At 39.2% G+C, this 21,242-nt stretch carries 10 protein-coding genes; all 10 read right to left on the minus strand.

Annotated elements, in window-relative coordinates:
• Nucleotides 1–34: 34 nt before the first annotated feature.
• Entirely contained in the window at nucleotides 35–2,356 is a 2,322-nt protein-coding gene (locus tag ACNOGP_RS18285; RefSeq protein WP_418213436.1) for a beta-galactosidase, read from the minus strand.
• Nucleotides 2,353–5,487, minus strand: a complete 3,135-nt coding sequence (locus ACNOGP_RS18290; RefSeq protein ID WP_418213437.1) for a glycoside hydrolase family 2 TIM barrel-domain containing protein — start codon at nucleotides 5,485–5,487, stop codon at nucleotides 2,353–2,355. The genes ACNOGP_RS18285 and ACNOGP_RS18290 overlap by 4 nt, the downstream gene beginning before the upstream one ends.
• A 106-nt stretch (nucleotides 5,488–5,593) precedes the next feature.
• On the minus strand, nucleotides 5,594–6,871 hold the full coding sequence (locus ACNOGP_RS18295) for an alginate lyase family protein (RefSeq protein ID WP_418213438.1): 1,278 nt from the start codon (nucleotides 6,869–6,871) through the stop codon (nucleotides 5,594–5,596).
• 25 nt (nucleotides 6,872–6,896) lie between these two features.
• Nucleotides 6,897–8,333: an Ig-like domain-containing protein gene (locus ACNOGP_RS18300; protein WP_418213439.1), complete on the minus strand. Its 1,437-nt coding sequence runs from the start codon at nucleotides 8,331–8,333 to the stop codon at nucleotides 6,897–6,899.
• A 26-nt stretch (nucleotides 8,334–8,359) separates the two neighbouring features.
• On the minus strand, nucleotides 8,360–10,099 hold the full coding sequence (locus tag ACNOGP_RS18305) for a RagB/SusD family nutrient uptake outer membrane protein (RefSeq protein ID WP_418213440.1): 1,740 nt from the start codon (nucleotides 10,097–10,099) through the stop codon (nucleotides 8,360–8,362).
• Between the two features lie 12 nt (nucleotides 10,100–10,111).
• The gene (locus tag ACNOGP_RS18310) at nucleotides 10,112–13,327 is read right to left on the minus strand and encodes a SusC/RagA family TonB-linked outer membrane protein (RefSeq protein WP_418213441.1); all 3,216 of its coding nucleotides are present in this window, start codon (nucleotides 13,325–13,327) and stop codon (nucleotides 10,112–10,114) included.
• 44 nt (nucleotides 13,328–13,371) lie between these two features.
• Nucleotides 13,372–13,887, minus strand: coding sequence for a sigma-70 family RNA polymerase sigma factor (locus ACNOGP_RS18315; protein WP_272701792.1), 516 nt, complete (start codon nucleotides 13,885–13,887; stop codon nucleotides 13,372–13,374).
• Between the two features lie 231 nt (nucleotides 13,888–14,118).
• Complete coding sequence (locus ACNOGP_RS18320) at nucleotides 14,119–16,896, minus strand: two-component regulator propeller domain-containing protein (RefSeq protein WP_418213442.1); 2,778 nt, start codon at nucleotides 16,894–16,896, stop codon at nucleotides 14,119–14,121.
• A gap of 126 nt (nucleotides 16,897–17,022) precedes the next feature.
• The gene (locus ACNOGP_RS18325) at nucleotides 17,023–19,290 is read right to left on the minus strand and encodes a heparinase II/III domain-containing protein (RefSeq protein WP_418213443.1); all 2,268 of its coding nucleotides are present in this window, start codon (nucleotides 19,288–19,290) and stop codon (nucleotides 17,023–17,025) included.
• 19 nt (nucleotides 19,291–19,309) lie between these two features.
• Nucleotides 19,310–21,235, minus strand: coding sequence for an alpha/beta fold hydrolase (locus ACNOGP_RS18330; protein ID WP_418213444.1), 1,926 nt, complete (start codon nucleotides 21,233–21,235; stop codon nucleotides 19,310–19,312).
• Between the last annotated feature and the right edge of the window lie 7 nt (nucleotides 21,236–21,242).

Consider the following 21,242-nt stretch of genomic DNA (forward strand, 5'->3'; position numbering starts at 1 on the left):
ATTTTTTAATAATCATACGGTTGAAGAAAGAAATCTACCTAAAAACACTTATATCAACTGCATTTATACGCTCCCCACGTGCCGTAGGACGCAAACTTACAGTTATTATATTAGGCTTATCCGCATACAACCAACATTCAGGTATGTAATATTCACGTTGCGGTCCTTGTTCCCAACAACGTCCGATACAATGCCCATTGACATAAATAAAGCCATTCCCCTGCTGCTCCAATCTAAAAGCATAGGGAGTCACCTGTTTTTTATCTGGTAGTTCAAACGAATACTGATACCATTTGAGCAAAGGTTCCTCTTTATTTATACGAGATTGCGCGGATGGCATACTATTATCTCCTGATGAATAGCGAAGTCCACGTTCTTTCTCCACATAAGCATAGTGCAAGGGAACATCTACCCCTTTACTACGTACATACACAGGACCAATCTGCCAAAACTTCTCCACTGAAGCATTCGTGTGATGATGCAGACCCCGACTTTCATATAACATCACCGCCTCCACTTTCCTGCCACTTAGCGAATCACCCGGAATATGATAGCAAGCACTTTCCATTGTTTCTGATGAAATAGGGATCAACTTACCATCTACAGACACTAATACGGTATCTGCCGCACTATTATTCACTACTTTATTCCCAATGCGACCTATCTCAAGAGTACAGCCCTCAAATACGGATGCTTTATAGTAAATGAAGTGACGACCATAAATACCTCTCTCATCCACAGTCTCCCCTTTTTTCAGTTTAGTCCAACGGGTAGGTATCTCGTCCGTCCATTCACCCAATTTGTTTAACTTGACAAGTTCGCTAACGGTTTTAATCGCATAAGTTTGCGGTTCAGGAAGTTCCGGATACCATTTTCCCTGTGAACTGCCGGCAGGTAAATAATAAACCATCGCACCAAAAGGCTCCAAAGCAAAATCAATAGCCCAATCTGCTGTTGTAATAGTGCCAAAATGCTGCCGTGAATGTTCTTCGGTACGGATGAAATAGTATCGGTCTCCATTCTTCGCCTGTCTCATAGCCATTTTCACTGCCGGATCGGTAGAAGAATAATCTAATGGTTTCAAATCAGCACGAGCAATATTCACCCCATGTTCATGGACAAACGCTGTCAATCCACAGAAACGACGGTAACGTTCGTTTGTAGCACCTGATTCACCTATAGCCGCTGCATAATCATAAGAAGTAACCTGTTGCCGGGCAGCCCAGTCGTCAAAGTTGGTTCCACCTACTGCCATGTAGAAGTTCAATGCGCTAAATCCTCGTTGCAAGGTATACAGAGTAATATTCTGTGTTTGCACAGGTGGGAGTCCGTCCTGATTCCAACTCAACTGCCAGCCTAATTCGCAGCACCATCCTCCCTGCAATTCTCCGGAAATCAATGGCTTTCCGGATTGAGTTTTCATATACAAATCCACTTGCCTACCTAAAGCCCGTTCAATCTGCCATCGAGGATAACTATTCACCATATCTACTACTCCATTCAAAACCCCGTTTTCTACATTTCGTGATTCGTCAGTCCAGCAGGTTATTATGGGAACCTCTATTTTATACTTACGTGCAATCAAAGTCAGTTTCTCCAAATAATCCTTCTTCGTTTCTTTCGTGAACCAACGAACACGGTTAAATTCATTTTCTACCTGAAACAAGATCACGCCTGTACTCCCTACCGGCTTATTCGTCAACTGATGAGGAACCACTACACGACACACGGCACGATACCAATGCTCATTCCAACGCATAAACTCCGGATCATTACTCTGCAACCATGTTTCAAAAGCTGTTTTTGCAGGTTTCTTCCGCATAATCCATTGCGGAAACCCACCACCACTCCATTCTGCACAAATATAAGGACCCGGACGAAGAATGACGTAAAGTCCAAACTCTTCTGCCATTTTCAAGAAATCGTCCAATTCACGGAGATCTATTTGTGATTCATCATCAACGGAACGCGGCATTGTACGTTCATGCCAATTCCAGGGAATGTATGTTTCCACACAATTAAAACCTGCCTTTTTCAATTTACGGAAGCGGTCTGCCCATAAAGGTTGCGGCACACGAAAATAATGGAAAGTTCCGCTAAAGATAAATGTATCTTTCCCCTCCAATTGAAAACAGCGATGATTATAACGAATACGCTCCGGATGTAAAAATACGGAATCCTGGATGGCAGGAGTAGTTCCTATATTTAATAAGTCAACCCGATCGGCAGATTTATCTTCTATCACGGACAAGTCCGTAATGTTCTGTCCAGATAAACTTGCAGACAGAAAGAAGCCTCCTGCCAATGCAATTACCTTTTTCAGGAATATACAAGTGATTCTGTTTTTTCTACTCATTTTTGAATCAATTCAATCATATAGCTATATGTATATTTCTTATCAAGTAGCCTATATTCGTTATGTGGGTACATTCCCCAACTATTATCACCTCCCAGTCCACGCTGCTTCAAGTCTATATGCAGGAAGATATTCTTTTGAGGAACAATGTCAATAGTATGTTGCAGTTTGCGGGTTAGCCCCGGATCAAGATCTTCCGGTGAGAAATGCAAAGCAGAGAATGCGATAGGTTGCAGACCTGTTATTTTCACTCCTTGTCCTTCGTTATCCAGTAAAGATAGCCAGCGGACATCTGTTTTGTTGCCGGTTTCCTGCGGACGAATATACCAGTAAAACTGATTTTCCACTTTATCATTATAACGTCCGATGAATGAACTTGAATAGCGGTCGATATAGTTTTCAAAAGGTCCTCTTCCGTAATAAGTCAGATTCTCATAGGGGTGTTGCAATTCCATCCGCATACCGAAACGGGGAAGTTCGGGAAGTCTCGTCCCTGTCAGGTCAATGCTTCCTGTCACGATAATAGATGCATTATTACGTATTAAATATTCTATCGTGTAAGGAACCTGAATATCACTTAATATCCAATCAATCTTTATGGACAATCCCTTTTCATTCTTCTCGTCTATTATTACATTCTTCACATAACGGTTGACATGAGCTGTCCGCCAAACACCTGCCAAAGCTGGCATTTTATTGCCGAAGTCGTTATCAACCGGAGCACGCCAAAAGGCTGGTTCCGGATATTGCTTGATGGGTTGTTTGTCATTTATTGTATAATTAAATAAAACACCTTTCTTCAAATCAATCTTGCCAGAGACAGCACCTGATTTGAAAGATAAAATATGGTCTTTCGTTTCATAAGACAACTTACCCGAACAAGCCGGAAGAGAAGTAAAGAAACTGCTCTTATTCAATTTTATCTGCTCTTTAGCTACTTCATGATGTACGGGAACTAAATCGGTAGCAACCTTTGTATAGGCATAGAGGTTGAGAAAATATTCATTTCCATCTTCCGGAATGACTGGAAGATTCAATCGTACCTCTTTTTCCGCATGAGGTTTTAATTCAACATTGAAATTTCCTGTAGAGAATTTCTCTCCGTTTTTAAAAACTTCCCAAGTGAAAGCATATTCATTCAGATTGGTAAAGTCATAACGGTTTCTAATTGAAATAATTCCTTTACTCAAATCTTTCGCATTAAACTGAATGTACTGATAGACTTTCTTTACTTCATACGCTTGCGGCTTGGGAATACCATTAGCGGAGATTAAGCCATCAGTTCCTGTATTTAATTCCCCTTTCTTATCTTCCAACCATTTATAACTTCCCATTTTGCCATTGTACATCCAGTAGGTACGTCCGTCTCTCGGTTCTGTCTTCATTTTAAATCCTTGATCCATAAAATCCCAGATAAAGCCACCTTGTAAATTAGGACTATCATAAATAACATCCCAAAGGTCTTTAAAATTTCCATTGCTATTCCCCTGGGCGTGAGCATACTCACACATGATAAACGGACGCTGTTTACCGGACTTGGCATATTCCGTTATTTTCCACATATTAGGATACATCGGACAAACAATATCTGTATTCCAATCTTCCCAAGCTTGTTCGAACTGTACAAAACGGCTTGGATCGTATTCTTTCAGGCGTTTATATTCATCATGGAATACGAGTCCATTACCACATTCATTTCCTAATGACCAGCCAATGATACATGGATGGTTTTTATCTCTTTCTACCATTCGAGTGATACGGTCTACATGGGCTGCATACCATTCGGGACGATAAGCAGGATGTGGAATGGTATCTTTGAAATAAGGAACTGATCCCATTCCGTGGGTTTCAATATTAGCTTCATCTACAATGTAAATGCCATATTGGTCGCATAATTTATAAAACAACGGATGATTGGGATAATGACTGGTACGAACGGCGTTCATATTCAGTTGCTTTATCAGCTTCAGGTCATTCATCATAATTTCGCGAGTTTGAGTATGACCCAAGCTGTCGTTATGTTCATGTCGGTTGACACCCTTTATATAAGTCGGAATGCCATTCACTAATAGTTGGGCATTCTTTATTTCTATCTTTCTGAAACCTGTCTTATAGGCAGTAACTGCAAGCTGCTTGTTTTTATCATCCAAAAGTGTGATGACACAATCATAAAGAGATGGTTTTTCGGCATTCCATTTAGATACATTCTTTATGACACCCGAAAAAGCTAACCGGGTAAACTCTTCTTCTACGTTAAATTTCTTTTGTTGTGACAAAACTGTTTTGCCGGTTTTATCCAATAATTCCAGTTTGAGTGTTCCTTTTTTTATATGGTTGCCTGTAAATTCACGCAAATCTACGGTGGCATTGAATATACCATTTTTATATGCGCCATCCAGACTTGATTTTAAGAAGAAATCCCAAATAGTCAGTTTTGGGTAAGCTTGTAAGAATACATCACGCTCAATCCCGGTCAGTCGCCAAAAATCCTGATCTTCCATATAGCTACCATCATGCCAACGATAAACCTGCACTGCCAGTAAATTCTCTCCTTCTTTCAGATAGTTAGTCACATTAAATTCGGCCGGAGTTTTGGAGGCTTTGGTCATACCGACTTTTTGACCATTTACGTATATTTGTGCATAGCCCGTTATGGAACCGAAATGAAGCATTACCTCTTTGTTTTGCCAGTCAGACGGAACAGTGAAAGTCTTTCGATAAGTTCCTACCGGATTTTCCACATCAATATAGGGTGGATTAGGTGAAAAAACATATTGTATATTGCGGATAATGGGTTCACCAAATCCTTGCAACTCCCAGTTGGAAGGCACTTCAATATCAGACCAATAATCGTTAGATAAATCCATACGATAAAACTGTTTTTCACTTTTATCAATAGCAGGTGAATAGATAAATTTCCATTTACCATTCAGTGATTTATACCAAGGAGATAATTCATATTCATCTTTAATTGCATCCCCGGAACGATCATAAATCATAAAATCAGTATGTGGTTGTTCCTTATTCCACTCGTATTTTACTGGATTCTCCCATTCATTCTGCTGACTATAGGCCATATTTACTCCAAACAAACAGGAAATAACAAATAGAATGAATTTTATATTTTTCATACTTTTCAATAAATCAAACAAACTCATATTCATGAGTCATATACTAGAAGAATGTGCCAAAAGTTCGCTAAACTTAAAAACTTCTGGCACAATCTTTCACTAATCACTAATACTCTCTAACAGGATAAGCGGCCTGATCTTCACCAACTTCAACCGGCTCTCTTGTGTACATCAATGTACCGAATCCCATATCATCAGACTCTGCTGTCCCACGATGGCCACCACCCTCGGGTCTCATTGTACGTGCAAATTCTCTCGAATAATAAGGATTTGCTCCTTTCACTTTATAATGATTATAAATAAGTTCCCATCCCGGACGTGCGCGACCTTGACCATCCGGGTCAAGCTTATCATGTATAGGCTCTTTAGTGGTATAGTAGGTAGTATACGGCATTGCCGGAATCTCATTTGGTTTCAAATTATACTTTGCCGTGTATTCACATAAATCAAGAATTAAATTATTATCATACGCAAACAAATCTGTTCCGATAGCATTCAAAACCATTTGGCAAAAATATGCATGCTGAGGTACATTTAATGTAGAGTGTCCCTGATCGCGCCCCATTTCCTGACTTTGAGCGAATGTCTCCACATGTCCATCCGGATCTTTATGTCTGGCCACCACAGAATTCTTGATACAACCTGCACCTACTCCATTGTAGAAATAGTTTAATGCTACATTCACTTTATCCGAGTCATCACATAAAATACCTATAGATAATATAGAAACCATGGCAGGAAGTTCCCAACTCATCCAAGTGCTATAAGGAGCATTTGCATCATGATTACCTAGAAAGGCATCGCATATAGGAAAATACAAATCGACAATCCATCGCTTAAATTTCTCGAAATCATCTTTTTTCCATCCTTCATAGTCACGCATAATCTCAGCCGCATTCGCATATTGATATCCGGTAAATCCTGCCACTAATATGGCTTCAGTACCTGTAATCGCCTTACAAGTCTTTGCCCATTCATTCATTACCCGAATAGAGGCATCTGCATAATCAGTATCATTTGTCATTTTCCACATCAAAGCTAACTGATAAGCAGCTGCTCCATCATCACTAATTGCGTTATATCCGCTACCCGGTCTTTCTATTTTCGCAACAGGACGTGGTGCATAATTCTTTTGAGCACGTGGACTTTCCTGTAACTTTTCATATCCCATCAGCCATGGTTGTTTTTTCTCTACCATTGCTTTCTGATACACATACTCAAAGTCTGCATCTGTATGCAATAAACAAGGATGCGTAAAGGTATAAGTCGGTGATGCCGGCCAATTATCAATATCAGAACTTTTTTCTTCTGTAAATTCAGATGCGCAACTTGTATTTAATGACAATAATGCACACAAAATGGTATAAATAAAATTCCTTTTCATAAATTCAACATTATATTATCAATAATCACTCATTTACATTCAAATAATCTTTCATAGCCTGAACACTTCGGAATGTTTTCATCCAATGTAGTTTGAATGTTGCCAACCCAGTAGCTACATCACTATCCGTGATGGCAGAGGAGTAAAACAGTCCAAATATTACATTAGTTATCGTTGATTTAGCATTTGCGGAAAGATAATAACCACCAAAACCTAAACCATTATTTGACAAATCAGCATAATAAACTACGGTTCCATCTTCTAACTGGATTGTCGGCATTGTATTTCGGGCGTTTCCATATTTTCCTCCGGTTATGTCACCTCCCCAGACATCCAATTGATAATCTGCTGCAACCTCTGGCTGAGTGATTTTCAGAGCAAGAATCGGATAATTGCCCGGATGAAAATCGGTCTTATAAGTGTTTCTGTCTCTAGCTATTTGCGCACGATAACCACCACTTATTTTTGCTGGTATCACCACTAAATTACCGTCTACTACTTCAACTGTATTTGCATCATTACTAAACTTTGCCCAAATCGTGTTGTACAAGAATGTATCGTTAATCTTCCCTTCTACTACAGTCACATCAAAAGACTTTTCAAAATTTCCCTGTTTCGCTGTCAATGTAACGCTTCCATAAGTCTTTACCGTATATACTCCTGTTAATTCATCAATGCTAATAATGTTAGAATCAGAGCTATACCATGATAAAGCTGTTGAAGTCGCATTATCTGGAACAACCTTAATATTTAATTTAGAAGTCTCATACATTGCTAAATTTCGATCTTCATCTGCCACAATAATGTCAGTTACCGGAATTAGTTCTTTCACATTTACAGTAACAGTTTTTGCTACCCCGCTACCATCTGTTGCCTCCACTTTAATCCGGGCAGTACCGACTTTTAAACCTGTTACTATACCTGTTTCAGAAACAGAAACGATGTCCGGTGATTCACTTGTCCATTTCATCGCTTTATAGGTGGCATTTTCTGGAGAGATAGCCACATTTAACTGCAGTGTACCCGTTTCAAAAAGTTCTGGATTTTCCGGAGTTACAGTAAAATCCGAAACTTTTATTATTTCGCTAATGACTTGTACTTTCAGAGAAGCTGTAGCTACGTATCCAGCTTTTGAACGAGCTCTTATAGTTACTTCTCCCACTTTATGGGCAGAAATACGTCCAGTCTCATCCACCGTAGCTATTTCTGTATCATCAGAACTCCATACTATTTCTTTTGTCGTAGCATAATCCGGAGCCACAGAATAGGAAATTACCGAATCCGTTCCAATCAACAGTGGCAAAGGATTTGTCACGTTTAGTTTGATTTCTGTTAAAATTGATGCTTCATCTAACGCTTCATACGTTTTTTCATCGGAACATGCACCTAACACTGCTGACAGACATAGTACGGTCAACAAAGAGAAAAGTTCCTTTTTTATTTTTATATTAATGTATTTCATAATCATAATATTTATGTATCAACGCATTATTCACCCCATCCTGGGTTTTGTTTCAAATTTGTATTCAATCTTAATTGGTCGGCAGATAAAGGATAGAGGTTATTCTTTGCATTCCATTTTCTGCCACTTTCCATAATAATACAACCTTCAGCATCCGTAGCGTTCGACATTGCCGTCCACTTCTCTTCAAACTCTGTATCTTCCCATTTCACTCCCAACAGATTCTGATTCATTTCATTAACAGCTATATTCCAGCGCTTTAAATCATCCATTCGGAACCCTTCGTGGAATAATTCGACCGTACGTTCTCTACGAATCTCTGTTCGAAGATTCAAGTTATGCGCTTTGGCAAATGCAACCGTCAAGTACTCCATATCAGGATTCACTCGTGTACGTACTAAATTCAAAGAAATATTAAGAGCATCCGTCACAGCTTGATCGTCTGCTTTTCCCTCACTCTCATTAAGTTCATATACAGCTTCAGCATAGTTCAATAATACTTCTGCATAACGAATAATTGGAAAGTCGTACCCTTCTTTACCACTCGCCACCTTTCGTTCTGTAGCCCACTTTTGACAGAAATATCCACTTCGAGATTTCGGATCAAAAGACTTATAAAATGCAAGTTCCAAATCCGTGGCATCTTCTTTCCATGTCATTCTACCATTTGTATTAGCCCAATATGGACGTCCTGCTATCATCATTGTATTCTGCATTCTATTATCACGATTCGCAAATTCTGAATCCATCTTTTTATACATATTCTCGTCTGTTGGGTCAATAGGCAATCCTTTATCTGTCAGATACATGTTTGCCATCTTACGCGTCATAAACACAGCCTTATTAACAAATCCTTGAGTAATATTAAAGCCTATCGAGTTAAGCACTTCATCATATCTTCTGGAGAAGATATACTCCGTATTGGCACTTTTCGTCAGATTGGCAGGATTTGATTGGGTATTCTCCAATATAAACAGATACTTATAAGCAAAAACGCCTAATTCTTTTGGTTGGAACAAAGAAAAGACACGGCTGTCTATTACCGCCTTTGCTGCATCTACAGCTATCTTCAACAATTCTTTACCTCTTTCGTCATTCTCTCTAAACTTTTGCCATGTACCCTCATAAAGCGCCACTCTGGATAAAAAGGCCTGTGCAGCCTCCATAGAAACTCGTCCCTCCTCGGCAGCCGAAAGAGATTTATAAGCAGGTAGCCCTGCAATAGCATTGTTCAGATCCTGAATAATAAAATCGACTACCTCTTCTCTCGGATTCTGCGACACTTGCAATTCCGGTGAATCAATTGTCATTGGTTCTTTTACAATAATCGCATCTCCATAAATCTGTAATAAGTCGAAATACAAATATGCCCTGAAAAACTGCGCCTCCGCTACAGGGACTTTTATATCTAATGGAGACGAATAATTCTCTGCATTTTTCAGCAAAATATTTACCTGACGAATTCTGCTATAGATATCTGTATAATTCTTATCTTCCTGAGGAATAGTATTTGTTCCATTACTATATTCACTTAATGTAGAAGTCATCAACAAATCTGAACGCAAATCACTATGCAACCCATCGCTTACGATATTACTAAAATTATGCGTCCAACCATAAAACTGACTAGAAAATAAAGTGAACTGATCCGGATTTTTCCAATAATTGGTTTCCGAAAGCTGATCTTTAGGTTCGATATCCAGGCATGACTGGAAAGCAAGTCCTAACAACAAAAATAATATTGTATTGAATTTAACTAATTTCATGATCGTATAAAATTAAAAAGTTGCATTTAAACCTACCGTAAACGTTCTATTAAATGGGTAACGTTCTCTACCACCTTTCACTGTACGAGTAGTTTCCGGATCCCATCCGTCATTAATCTTCGATACTTCCCAAAGATCCGCACCTGATACATAAATTCTCATATTACTGATTACATTGTTTAGCTTCTTATACACAGATGAGGGCAAGGTATATCCTACAACTATATTCTTCAAACGGAGATAGGAACCATTTTCTACAGACCAGGAAGAAGCCATATAATTATAAGTATTAATTCTCGAATTAGTAGTATAAGCCGGATAACGGTTATTTGGAGTTTCCGGACTCCAAGTATTTCCCAATGTATAGTCAGAAGTATTCCGGTAGACGGTTCTAAACGGCACTTTATATGCGTCTGCTTCACGAAATACTGTCCGTTTGGCTACCCCCTGAAAATCTGCCGAGAAATCGAGACCTTTCCACTCAAAACCCAAATTAAAAGAGTAAGAAACTTTTGGATCATCAGAACCCAGATAAACTAAATCATCCTGTGTTAATCGTCCATCTCCGTTTACGTCCTGATACATATTATCTCCCAAACGTATTACAGAAGGTAAACTAACGGTATTAGTCCCTAGGTATTTTTCTTTATATTTCTTGAGTTGTTCTTCATTCTGTATTTTACCAACATATTGATACCCAAATATAGAGTTCAACGGATATCCGTTTACCGATCCATTATATCCGGCCGAAATAACGTCTGTTCCACCACTTTTCAGCGTATTAGTCATATAACTAAAGGTAACTCCCACATGGTAAGAAAAATCCCGAACCCGATCTTTCCAGTTTATAGTACCATCATATCCTTTACTCTCAAATTTTCCATCGTTACCTGATGGAGCCTTTCCACCTAATACACCAGGATAAAGACGTTCTATCAACATATTGTTATTTTTCTTCATATAAAAATCAATGGACCCGGAAAGACGATTGTTTAAAGTGGAGAAATCCAATCCAATGTTATAATTATGAATCCGCTCCCATGTCCTGTCTTTGCTCACCAGTGTTCCGGAAGCAGCAACATAAGAAATACGTCCATCGCCAATGTACACACCTCCGGCAGAATGATAATCATATAACTGTATTCCATCAAAACGGGAAATACCACTTTGATTACCTACTTCTCCATAAGAGACCTTCAGTTTCAACTCATCCAAAACATTTTTCACCGGAGCCATAAAAGACTCTTCCGTAAGTCTCCATCCTCCAGAAAAACCATAGAAAAAACTCCAACGATTTTCCGGCTGAAATTTAGACGAACCGTCATAACGTGCATTAGCTTCCACAAGATACTTACCTTTATAATTGTAGTTAAGACGGGAAAAATAAGACATTAAAGCCTCTTCATACTTTTCAACCTTATTTATGCTTACTTCTCCACTACCATTCAATACTTCCAAAGAGGGCTGGATATCTTTTGCCTTTGTCGCACTGTATTGATAAGACTTACGATCGTATTGTGTTCCTAACATCGCACTGAAATCATGAACGCCTCTCCAGTTTTTTGTGTAAGTTAAATAGGCAGAAGCCGTATAATTATCTGTTTTTGCTGTACTCTTAGTATAAGAACTTTCTGACGAAGTAGGATAAGGATTACTATCAGTATTCAATTTATTACCATTGTAACTATACCATTCTATTGATAAGTATTGTTCATCTCTGATTGCATCATTAGTGGCATATCCCAAAGTTGCAGTCAAATTCAGCCCTTTCATAAACTCATATTTGAATGTTTCATTGATATTCAAAGATGTTACCAGCAGCTTATTATCTCCTCCCAACTCCGCCAACCAGTTAGGAGCATATTCAGATCCCCATTGATAAGGTTTCCCATCAATTGTAGCAACAGGAAATCCCGGATGAAGAGGCAATGTTGAAACTACTGAACTAAGCATCGTCGGAGCTACCTGATTTTGGCGACTGGCCGATATCACAGAAGTTATATTAAAACGATCCGTAACTTTAAAATTATTAGATAAACGTACATTATAGCGTTCGTTAGAGTTATTTCCACATTTCAAAGTACTCCCATCATATAAATATCCTAACGATAAACGGTAGTTCGCTTTCTCTGTTCCTCCGGAAATACTTAAATCGTGTTGAGTGGAATTAGCCCCTCCCCATAGAACATCATTCCAATCGACATCCATGAAAACCAGATCTGGTACTCCGGCAAAATATCCCGGCATAGGCTGGGAAGGATTCTGTCCATTCAACAAATCTAAATATTGTCCTTTTAATTCCTTAGCCATAGTAGCATATTGTATCCAAGCATCAGAAGTTGATTCCGGATCATTCTTTACAGCCTGTATAACAGCATCTGTCCATTCGTCATATCCCATCAATTTGGGTTGTAAACCAACAATTTTGCGTGTGTAAGAACCGCTATACTCAATTTTTGCTTTTCCCGCATCAGGCTTTTTGGTCGTAACTAATATAACACCACCCGCTGCTTTTGAACCATAAATTGCTGCAGATGCATCTTTCAGAAAGTTAATGGATTCAATATCCGAGGCATTTAGCTGTGCCAAAACTCCTGTTCCATCAGCCGGTACACCATCAATTATCACAAGTGGCTCGGTAGAATTCTTTGAAACAGCACCACGAACGGATACATTCCATCCTTCTTCTCCCGGAGCAGCTGAAGAACGGGTGATGCGAATACCAGGCACTTGTCCCTGCATTGCCTGGAGTGGATTGGCTACTGTACCTTTGTCTTTAAATATTTTCTGGTCTACTACGGCTACCGAACCGGTCAATGATTCTTTTTTCATTGTACCATAACCGACTACTACGACTTCATCCAATACTTCTGTATCTTCGTGCATGACAATACGTGCCAAATTCGTGCCTTTTACGGGAATTTCCAATGTCTTATAACCTATAAAAGAGATAGTCAAAGTACCGCCCGATACATTATTCAAAGCAAAATTTCCATCTATATCGGTTATTGTCCCATTAGTGGTACCTTTCACTTTGACATTGGCGCCAATGACAGGTTCGCCATTAGAGTCCACAATTTTTCCTTTGATTGCACCAGCCTGTAATACGGCTTGTACTTCCCCAGCATCTGCAAAGACAGTCTGCGAACCACTTGCTAGAAGAGCAGAGGCTATCACCGTGGAGAATAGAATCCTTCTCGATGAAAATCTGAAGAGATTTTTTTTCATATACATAAAATTTAAAACTAACATTTATACTATTTATTCTAATATTAGATACACTGTTGGATATATTCGCGGATTTCTTTCCGGCTGATAAACAAATGATTTTCTACTGTACGGACAGATAACCCGAGACAAGCGGAAATATCTGCTGATGATTTATGACCGAAACGGCTCATCGCATAAATTTTCCTCCGTTGTGCAGGAAGCCGAAGAACCCTGTTCTGCTCACATGTAGATATATCATTGGCTATTATCTGACTCTCTACATCATTGGTAGAGGTAGGAATCTGATCTAAAAAATAGGACGTGATTTCCTGCATTTTATAATGACGACGCAAATAATCAGTAACCAGATTCCGACAAATAGAGAAGATAAAGTACTTTACTGTTTCCGGTCGCAACATTTGCTTATAATCCATCAAACGTAAAAATACATCTTGGGCCAGATCTTTCGCGTCTTCATCTTTTCCTATCTTATATAAGATATACAAGTAAACGGAACGATGGTAATTCTGATAAGAATCAGTAATCAGCTGTACGGATGACATATCTATATTTTCCATTGCTTAGATTTTTGTTTATCATTACGTTGGCAAATATAGAAGGTAAATATGAAAACGGATATTCAAAAAGAAAGAGATAAATTCCGTCCTATTGGCGGAGAGCAAACGATCATCACACACCCTAATTATCAAGTAGTTAACTCTCAATTCCATAGAGTCTCAATTTATTATTTGAGACTCTAAAGAGATATTTATCAATCTAAAGTTTAAAATGAAAGGTACATAGGTATATTATTCTTCATTGGTCTTTCCGATACTTCGAATATATTCATTCGGAGTAATTCCAATAACCTTTTTAAAATAGCGAAAGAAGGAGGTGCGCGAACTAAAACCACATAGTTCGGCTAAAGCTGTCAACGTATATTTAGAATATTCATCTTTATCAACCAAACGCTTAAACTCCTCTATGCGATAGTCATTCAAATAGTCATAATAGTTTTTATCCAAATATTGATTGAATAAATAGGATAATGTATAAGTGGAAACATTCAATATTGCAGCCAAATCTGCTATTTTCAGATTTGGATTAACATATAGTCGATCCCTTTGCATTAGAAGTTCCAGTTCGCCAGCCAAGCGCCTACATTCTTCTTCAGTCACATTACTCTTTCTATATTTTTCTTCTATTACCGGTTGCTGTTTTTCCTTCGACTGAATCAGGTTGTTTCGTTTCATTCTCCGGCGATAATATATATAAGCCAAGGTTATTATCAATATCACTAAAACAGTCACACTCCACATAACAGCATTGAAACGAGGAGCAATAGTCACCATCAGGCAAATTTCTGACTCCGGATCATCCACCCGATGAATTCTAAACTGATAATTGCCGGATGATAAGTCATAATACGTTATTTCAGATTGTCCACTCAATAATTGCCAGTCGCTATCTATCCCTTCCATCTTACATTTATAAGACATATATGCAGGCTCCGAATAAGTGAACCCAGAGAAACGGATTGTCAGATTACGCTGATCTGCTTCCAATTTTATTTTATACACGTTATTTTCTCTACTCATCTTAGCATAAACCGATTGCTTTCCATTCACTAATACATCGGTAATAGCAACCGGATAATGCCATTTTGCTTTTCTGCCGTTTTGTTCCGAGGTCAGATAAATCATACCTTTCGAATTGCCGAACCACATCGTACCCTCTTCATCTATCACAGGGAAACAAGTAATAAATATAGAACTGGGCAAGCCATCTACGAAATTATAGGGAATAAAATTATCTTTCTTATCATAACGATATAAGCCCAAATTAGTACCAATCCACAACCAACCTTCATGATCTTCTATAATAAACATTGCATCCTTTCCATCCAAAGGAGTGCCCGACTGCATTCTCCGAAAATGATTCATCGACAAATCAGATATAAAAATAGCACCTTTATCCGGAAGGAAATAAAGCTCATGATTAGAATCTTCGTATACTGTCCGGATTTTATCTTTATGAATAAACCCTTCAGGAAACATATCCGACTTCAAACTATTGGTTGATGGATCCCAAATGCATAAACCGTTCTCTGTACAAATCCATCCTTTACGAGTGGAATCAAAACATATATCATATACATTTTCTCCCGGTAATTTCGAATTTTCGGTAGTATAATGCCGGATTTGCTTTCCATCTCTATAACAGTAAAGTCCCATAGACGTCGCCATCCACAAACTTCCTTCATCATCCGATTTTATGCAAAACACATGTCCTTTCAGGAATGGAGTTGATTTTAGGTCTGCTGTTTCAAAATCGGATAAAGTCAACGTGGAAGGATTGAGGATATATATACCGCCACCATAAGTACCTATGTAATACTTTCCTTCAAAAGCATAAATACACAAGATCATATTGGAACGTAATTCGGGAACCTTAAAACTTTTAAACCGCTGTTTCTTTTCGTCTATATAGAAAAGTCCATTGCGCGAACCTATCAGTTTCTCGTCTTTCGAAACAGCTATTGCACGAACAGGCATCTCTTTGGAGTCGAAATAAGGAAGATAGGCATAGGTAGAAAATAATCCGCTCTGATATAGTGTATAATCCAAGCCTAGCTGATAAAAACCAATCCAAATCACTCCTTCCCTATCAACCAATAATGCATAGACAGAATTGGAACGGATCGCCTGTTTATTTCCCGATTCGTAACAAAAGGTACGAACAATCTTCATGTTATTCGCAGAAACAAAATGTACCCCGTTTCCATCAGTGCCTATATACAACAAATTCTTTTCATCACTGGAGAGAGACATGATAACATTACAACCCAAGTCAATAATATTTTCTTTAAACTCACCCGTCGAGCTATCAAAACATAGCAACCCATGATCCATTGTTCCTAAATAGAGCTTTTGGCCGATACGTGTCATATTTCTATAGGAGAATCCCTGCTTGTATGGATAAGAGGTTATTTTCCGGTTTGAAATATTCATGGAATGTAATCCACCTTTGGTAAGAATCCATAAAGCTCCATTTTCATCCAAATTCAATGCAACGATGAAATTTTCTGCCGATAAGATGTCGGAACTTACTGTCAGTCGCTCCAATTGATTATTTCGATAGATAAATAATCCTTTTTCACTACCTATATACAATCCTCCATCCCGAGTTGGTAAAAGGGCACGAACACCACAATTAATAGTCTCCGGACTAAAGGGTTCCAGTTTTTCTGTTTCCTTATGAACCGTCCACAATCCCATATCATTTCCTATCCATATCCTATTACCAGCCGTCTCTGTTATTACATTCACCCATTTTTGTTTTTCATTATTCCCTAATATAGGATAATGTTTCAAATGGACTCCGTCAAAACGTTCAACAGAACTTGCCGTGCCAATCCAGATATAGCCTAATGAATCTTTATAAAAAGAGCTGACCATCAGGTCGGAAAGTCCGTCTGTTTCGGAAATGCTGCGAAAAGAGTAAGAAATCGGATAAATAGGCATACTTATGAGTAGCAGACAAAGAGTAACTAAAGCCTTTACTATATGTCGTATTAGATTATGCATAGAGGATTCATATTTAACGAAACAATGCAAACCTACATAAAATATCTCGGATTTTATATAGGTTTGCACAAAAAACAAGGAACTTACTCTCTTTAAAAAGATAGAATCTATCCCGGATATACTTATTTAAAGTTTCACCTTTACCTGCGATTTCTGATAAACTACCGGGATTTTCTTATCATTCACTTCTACAGACACAGGCTTCTTTGTGCTTCTAAAAGTGGTATTTATCTTCGGCTGTCCGTCTATCCAAAGATTAAGTTTCTTATCTTCTGCTTTCTGAATAACAAATAGTTTAGCCAATGAGGAGAAGTAGGTTTCATTATCCCGTCTCAATGCACTTCCGTAGGCAATGAAGAAGTCCTTAGCATCCTTTGCTTCAGTACCTTCCGGGTAAGAGACTGCAAACATATAAGCATCTGTCATCCAGCCGTCGGGCATAATCCATGAATTACTGTGCATTAATCTTCCGTCTGCCAGTTGGTTGATATATAAATCGGTAATTTTACCTTTATGACGGATACGAAGCCCTATCCAGTCCTGCCCTTCACGTCTTTCCATTTGAGGCAGGTCTTTTTCATCGGGAGCATCTTTCAGAATAATAGCTGTCAGTCCTTTCACACGATTCACCTCGGCTGGTAAATGGAATGAATAATATTTTTCGGTTCCTTTCAGATCTTCCGTAGGAGCTTCTATTTCTTCCCAATATAAATCTTCGGGATAGTCGTGCACAAAATCGGACTTAGCCAGCATGCGGGGATATAAAGGACGAATGACTACTGAAGAATTTCCATTTGTCACATTTACGTCAATGCCCGATTTCTTATAGGTTCCATTGGTATGCCATAACCATTCAAACTGTCCTACCTTATGTGTCTTCAAATCATCGATCATATAAATCACATTATCCATCCACAGGAAATGACGGAAGTTACGGCTGAAATTATTAGAGACAGGTCCTGTTCCATTGGCCAAAACATATTTCACATTGCCTGCATCCAAGAGATGATAAAGATTTCCTCGCAAAGTAGAGCCGCTATACTGTTGTTCACGAGGTTGTCCCTCCCCGTTGAACAGGACTACATTATGTGCCTGGCTTTGGAAGAAATAGTTGCGATAATTCGGATTGGGATACCAGCAGTTTCCTCCATCCTTGATAATATCAACGCCTTTATGAAAAACAATAAAGGAGTTGGCATCCGCATGGGAATGATTCCACGTATGACCGCTTTTCACAGCAAGCATCGTAGCATCCTTTTCCCATGAAGTACGCATAGTAGCCCAACCGAAATCCGAGAATAATTGTGAGGTTTTCAAATCGGGAGTTACGGGGGCTTTATTCAAATCAGGGGTATAGAGAAAACCCATCGGACGATTCAGAAAAAATCCATCGCGATGCTGTCCTTGCTCTACTTGGGCTATATACCACAGAATAGTCGGGTCTTTCAGTCCCAATGCATACAATAACATCATACTGGATTCTGCTGATACGTTCTTATGACTATCACCAAAATTCAAACTATGCAGCATACCTATACGGGGATAGCATACTTGAGAAAAGTAGTTCGGAAGTTTTGCCAATTGGGGTATATCACCGGGATTTTGTCCCGGATGAGTGTTTATCCAAGCGATCCGAAACAATAGAGCTTCCTGAATACCAAAGTTTGCATAATTCAGACTTTCATACATTCCTCCGGCCTCATCAAAGCTCTTTGCTTTCTGTTGCAAGGCATCGCCTGCAAAGTCAAACCATTCGGGAAGTGATTCATGAAGTTGCTCCACCCAATCTTTTACTTCGGGAAGTTCATTCTGTAGGCTTAATGCTAATATTCCACCCTGGCATACACAGGAAGTCCACCAGTTATGTCCCATAGAATTCAAAGAATGAATACGGGTAGGTTCCAGCAGCCAGTCGCCCAATGCAGGTTCTACAGCCAATCGTTTCAAGCCTTCGGCAATCTTTTTTCTTTCCGAAGAAGACATTACGTTATAAGCCGCATCATAGCCTATGGCAGAAAGAAAACTCTTATGTGCCATGCCCAGTTGCGAACGCCAGGCAGGAATACGTGCCATCATTTCCATATCTCCCCAGGATTCAGCTTCCACAGCTTTCGAAAGGATCTCTTTGATTACATCTGCATACTCTTTATTATCCGTCATCAGATAGGCCAACGATAAATAATCCAACCGGTTGAAATCTTTCTTCTGTAAGGCTTCATCCGCAGTTTTCTGAATATCTTCCCAGGCTTCCTGCAATTTCGGTTCATTCTGCATACGTTGTTTTACCTGCTGAATACGTTGAGGGGTGTACAAAAGCGAAGGATGATTTATCTTTTGTGCAGATACAAACGATGCAAATAATATTCCGATCAGACATAGAACTATTTGTTTCATGATATTTATTGCTTTTATTTTACTGTTTAATATTGATTAAAAATTCTGCTAAAGCTGCATTGAATTCCTCCGGTCGCTCCATATTCATCATGTGCCCGCAATCCTCTATGACCTTCAGCTTTCCATTAGGTAGATATTCCAATATGGGAGGATTTTTTAAGAATTTGTTATCAGAAGAATGACCTTCTACAATTAAGGCAGGTACGGCAGGGTGACTCTTCTTTAATTTTTCAATAGCATCCAGCCCTGCTACTACCCGTACTTCTTTGTGTAGCGGTTGCCATGCACCCCATTCGTCAATCATCTGCCACAAAGGCGCATGCATCCGATCACGTTGACTTCCACCGGATTTCATTAATCCTTCAAACCACTCTTTCTTCATCACCTCCACTCCTTTCTTTTTCAGGGCAGCTATTTCTTCATCACGCACCTTTGCTTCTTCTTTAGTCATCGGCTCACTGGGACCTTTCGATTTCCGGATATTTCCACTGGCTAAAAAAGCTGATAACATCCGGTCTGGGAAATACGCCAACATATCAGCAGTGATAAATCCACCCAAAGAAAGCCCGACAATATGCGCTTTTGAGATATGTAAAGAGTCCATTAAAGTAACTAAATCTTCAACATGCATAAATTGATAATCTTCTGTTTGGGCAGAAGAAATGCCGTATCCTCTTAAATCATAGCGAATGACATGATACTTTTTCGCAAACACAGAAAATTGTTCATCCCACATACGATGGTCGAGCGAATGACCGTGAACAAAAATTATCGGTTCACCCTGACCGGCTTCTTCATAGTATAGAGAGCCGTTTCCTACACTGATACGTCCTTGTTTGACAACCAATGGCTTGCCTTTCAGTATTTCTGAAACAGTCCGTGAAATGACAGGGCTGCCGAAGAAAGAAGAGAAACCGTCTTCTTTAGCAGAAGAACCTGTTACATGAGAAATGAAGAATCCGTAAACCTTATCGTGTTTATTTATCCACGGATAAGCACCAGCCCATCCCGGTGAACTTATCTGATAAGCTTCACCTGTCTTTTTATCTATTAATTCACGCCATTCTCCCAATCCGTAGATTCCATTGTGGGATTGTCCCAGTCCTTTCGCTACATAATTATCCGAGTCATGCGAAGGGATGATGGCATCTTTCACTTGGTCGGCCTGCATCTCCTTTATTGTTTCTGCTGATATAATCTGCTTGCCATTATACATTCCATCGTGATAAATCATAGACAGGAAATGAAGATAATCATTCAAGGTAGTACACAGTCCGCCCCCTAACATAGGTGCATGTCCGCCATCCGTATTGATTGGGGTAAAATGAGAGTTCTTCATCTCCAAAGGTTGTGCCAGCAATTCCTGGAAAAGAGTTTCAAACTCCTTTCCCATCGCCACTTCTGCCATTCTTCCGGCAATTTGCATGGCAAGTCCACCATATTCAAAACGAGTGCCGGGAGTAAAGACTGTATCCAAAGGAAGAATTTCAGTGACTGCCGAATCCAAATGATTATAGTTATCTACACGGGGCTCGGGAAGATATGGACGTACTCCTGATGTATGGGATAATAATTGCCGGAGAGGAATCTTACCTTTAGCATCGTCTTTAAATTCCGGCAACCATTTTTCTACCGGATCATCCCATCCCAAATCAGTACGGTCTACCACTGCGCCAATGACAGCAGCCGCTACCCATTTCCCGGCAGAAGCGACATATACTTTTGTATCGGGCGTATAGTCTCGATAGTTCTTCTGGAAAATGACGGTATCATTCTTCACTACACAAATGGATGCTCCGGGGTAATATCCCTTGTCTACCCATCCTTGGATAACAGAATCCAAAGAAGAGAAGTCATACTGACTTCCCTGACCGGATGATATTTTGCAAGAACCGGACAAAAAGCAGACACTTACAAAAACGGCAATTAATAAACGATTCTTCATATCGTTG

The sequence above is a fragment of the Bacteroides difficilis genome, from assembly GCF_048319815.1.
Lineage (GTDB): Bacteria > Bacteroidota > Bacteroidia > Bacteroidales > Bacteroidaceae > Bacteroides > Bacteroides zhangwenhongii.

Coding starts and splice junctions, on each gene's coding strand:
- ACNOGP_RS18330 (WP_418213444.1), bottom strand. CDS start 21,235: ATGAAGAATCGTTTATTAATTGCCGTTTTTGTAAGTGTCTGCTTTTTG.
- ACNOGP_RS18310 (WP_418213441.1), bottom strand. CDS start 13,327: ATGAAAAAAAATCTCTTCAGATTTTCATCGAGAAGGATTCTATTCTCC.
- ACNOGP_RS18295 (WP_418213438.1), bottom strand. CDS start 6,871: ATGAAAAGGAATTTTATTTATACCATTTTGTGTGCATTATTGTCATTA.
- ACNOGP_RS18325 (WP_418213443.1), bottom strand. CDS start 19,290: ATGAAACAAATAGTTCTATGTCTGATCGGAATATTATTTGCATCGTTT.
- ACNOGP_RS18300 (WP_418213439.1), bottom strand. CDS start 8,333: ATGAAATACATTAATATAAAAATAAAAAAGGAACTTTTCTCTTTGTTG.
- ACNOGP_RS18320 (WP_418213442.1), bottom strand. CDS start 16,896: ATGCATAATCTAATACGACATATAGTAAAGGCTTTAGTTACTCTTTGT.
- ACNOGP_RS18285 (WP_418213436.1), bottom strand. CDS start 2,356: ATGAGTAGAAAAAACAGAATCACTTGTATATTCCTGAAAAAGGTAATT.
- ACNOGP_RS18305 (WP_418213440.1), bottom strand. CDS start 10,099: ATGAAATTAGTTAAATTCAATACAATATTATTTTTGTTGTTAGGACTT.
- ACNOGP_RS18290 (WP_418213437.1), bottom strand. CDS start 5,487: ATGAAAAATATAAAATTCATTCTATTTGTTATTTCCTGTTTGTTTGGA.
- ACNOGP_RS18315 (WP_272701792.1), bottom strand. CDS start 13,887: ATGGAAAATATAGATATGTCATCCGTACAGCTGATTACTGATTCTTAT.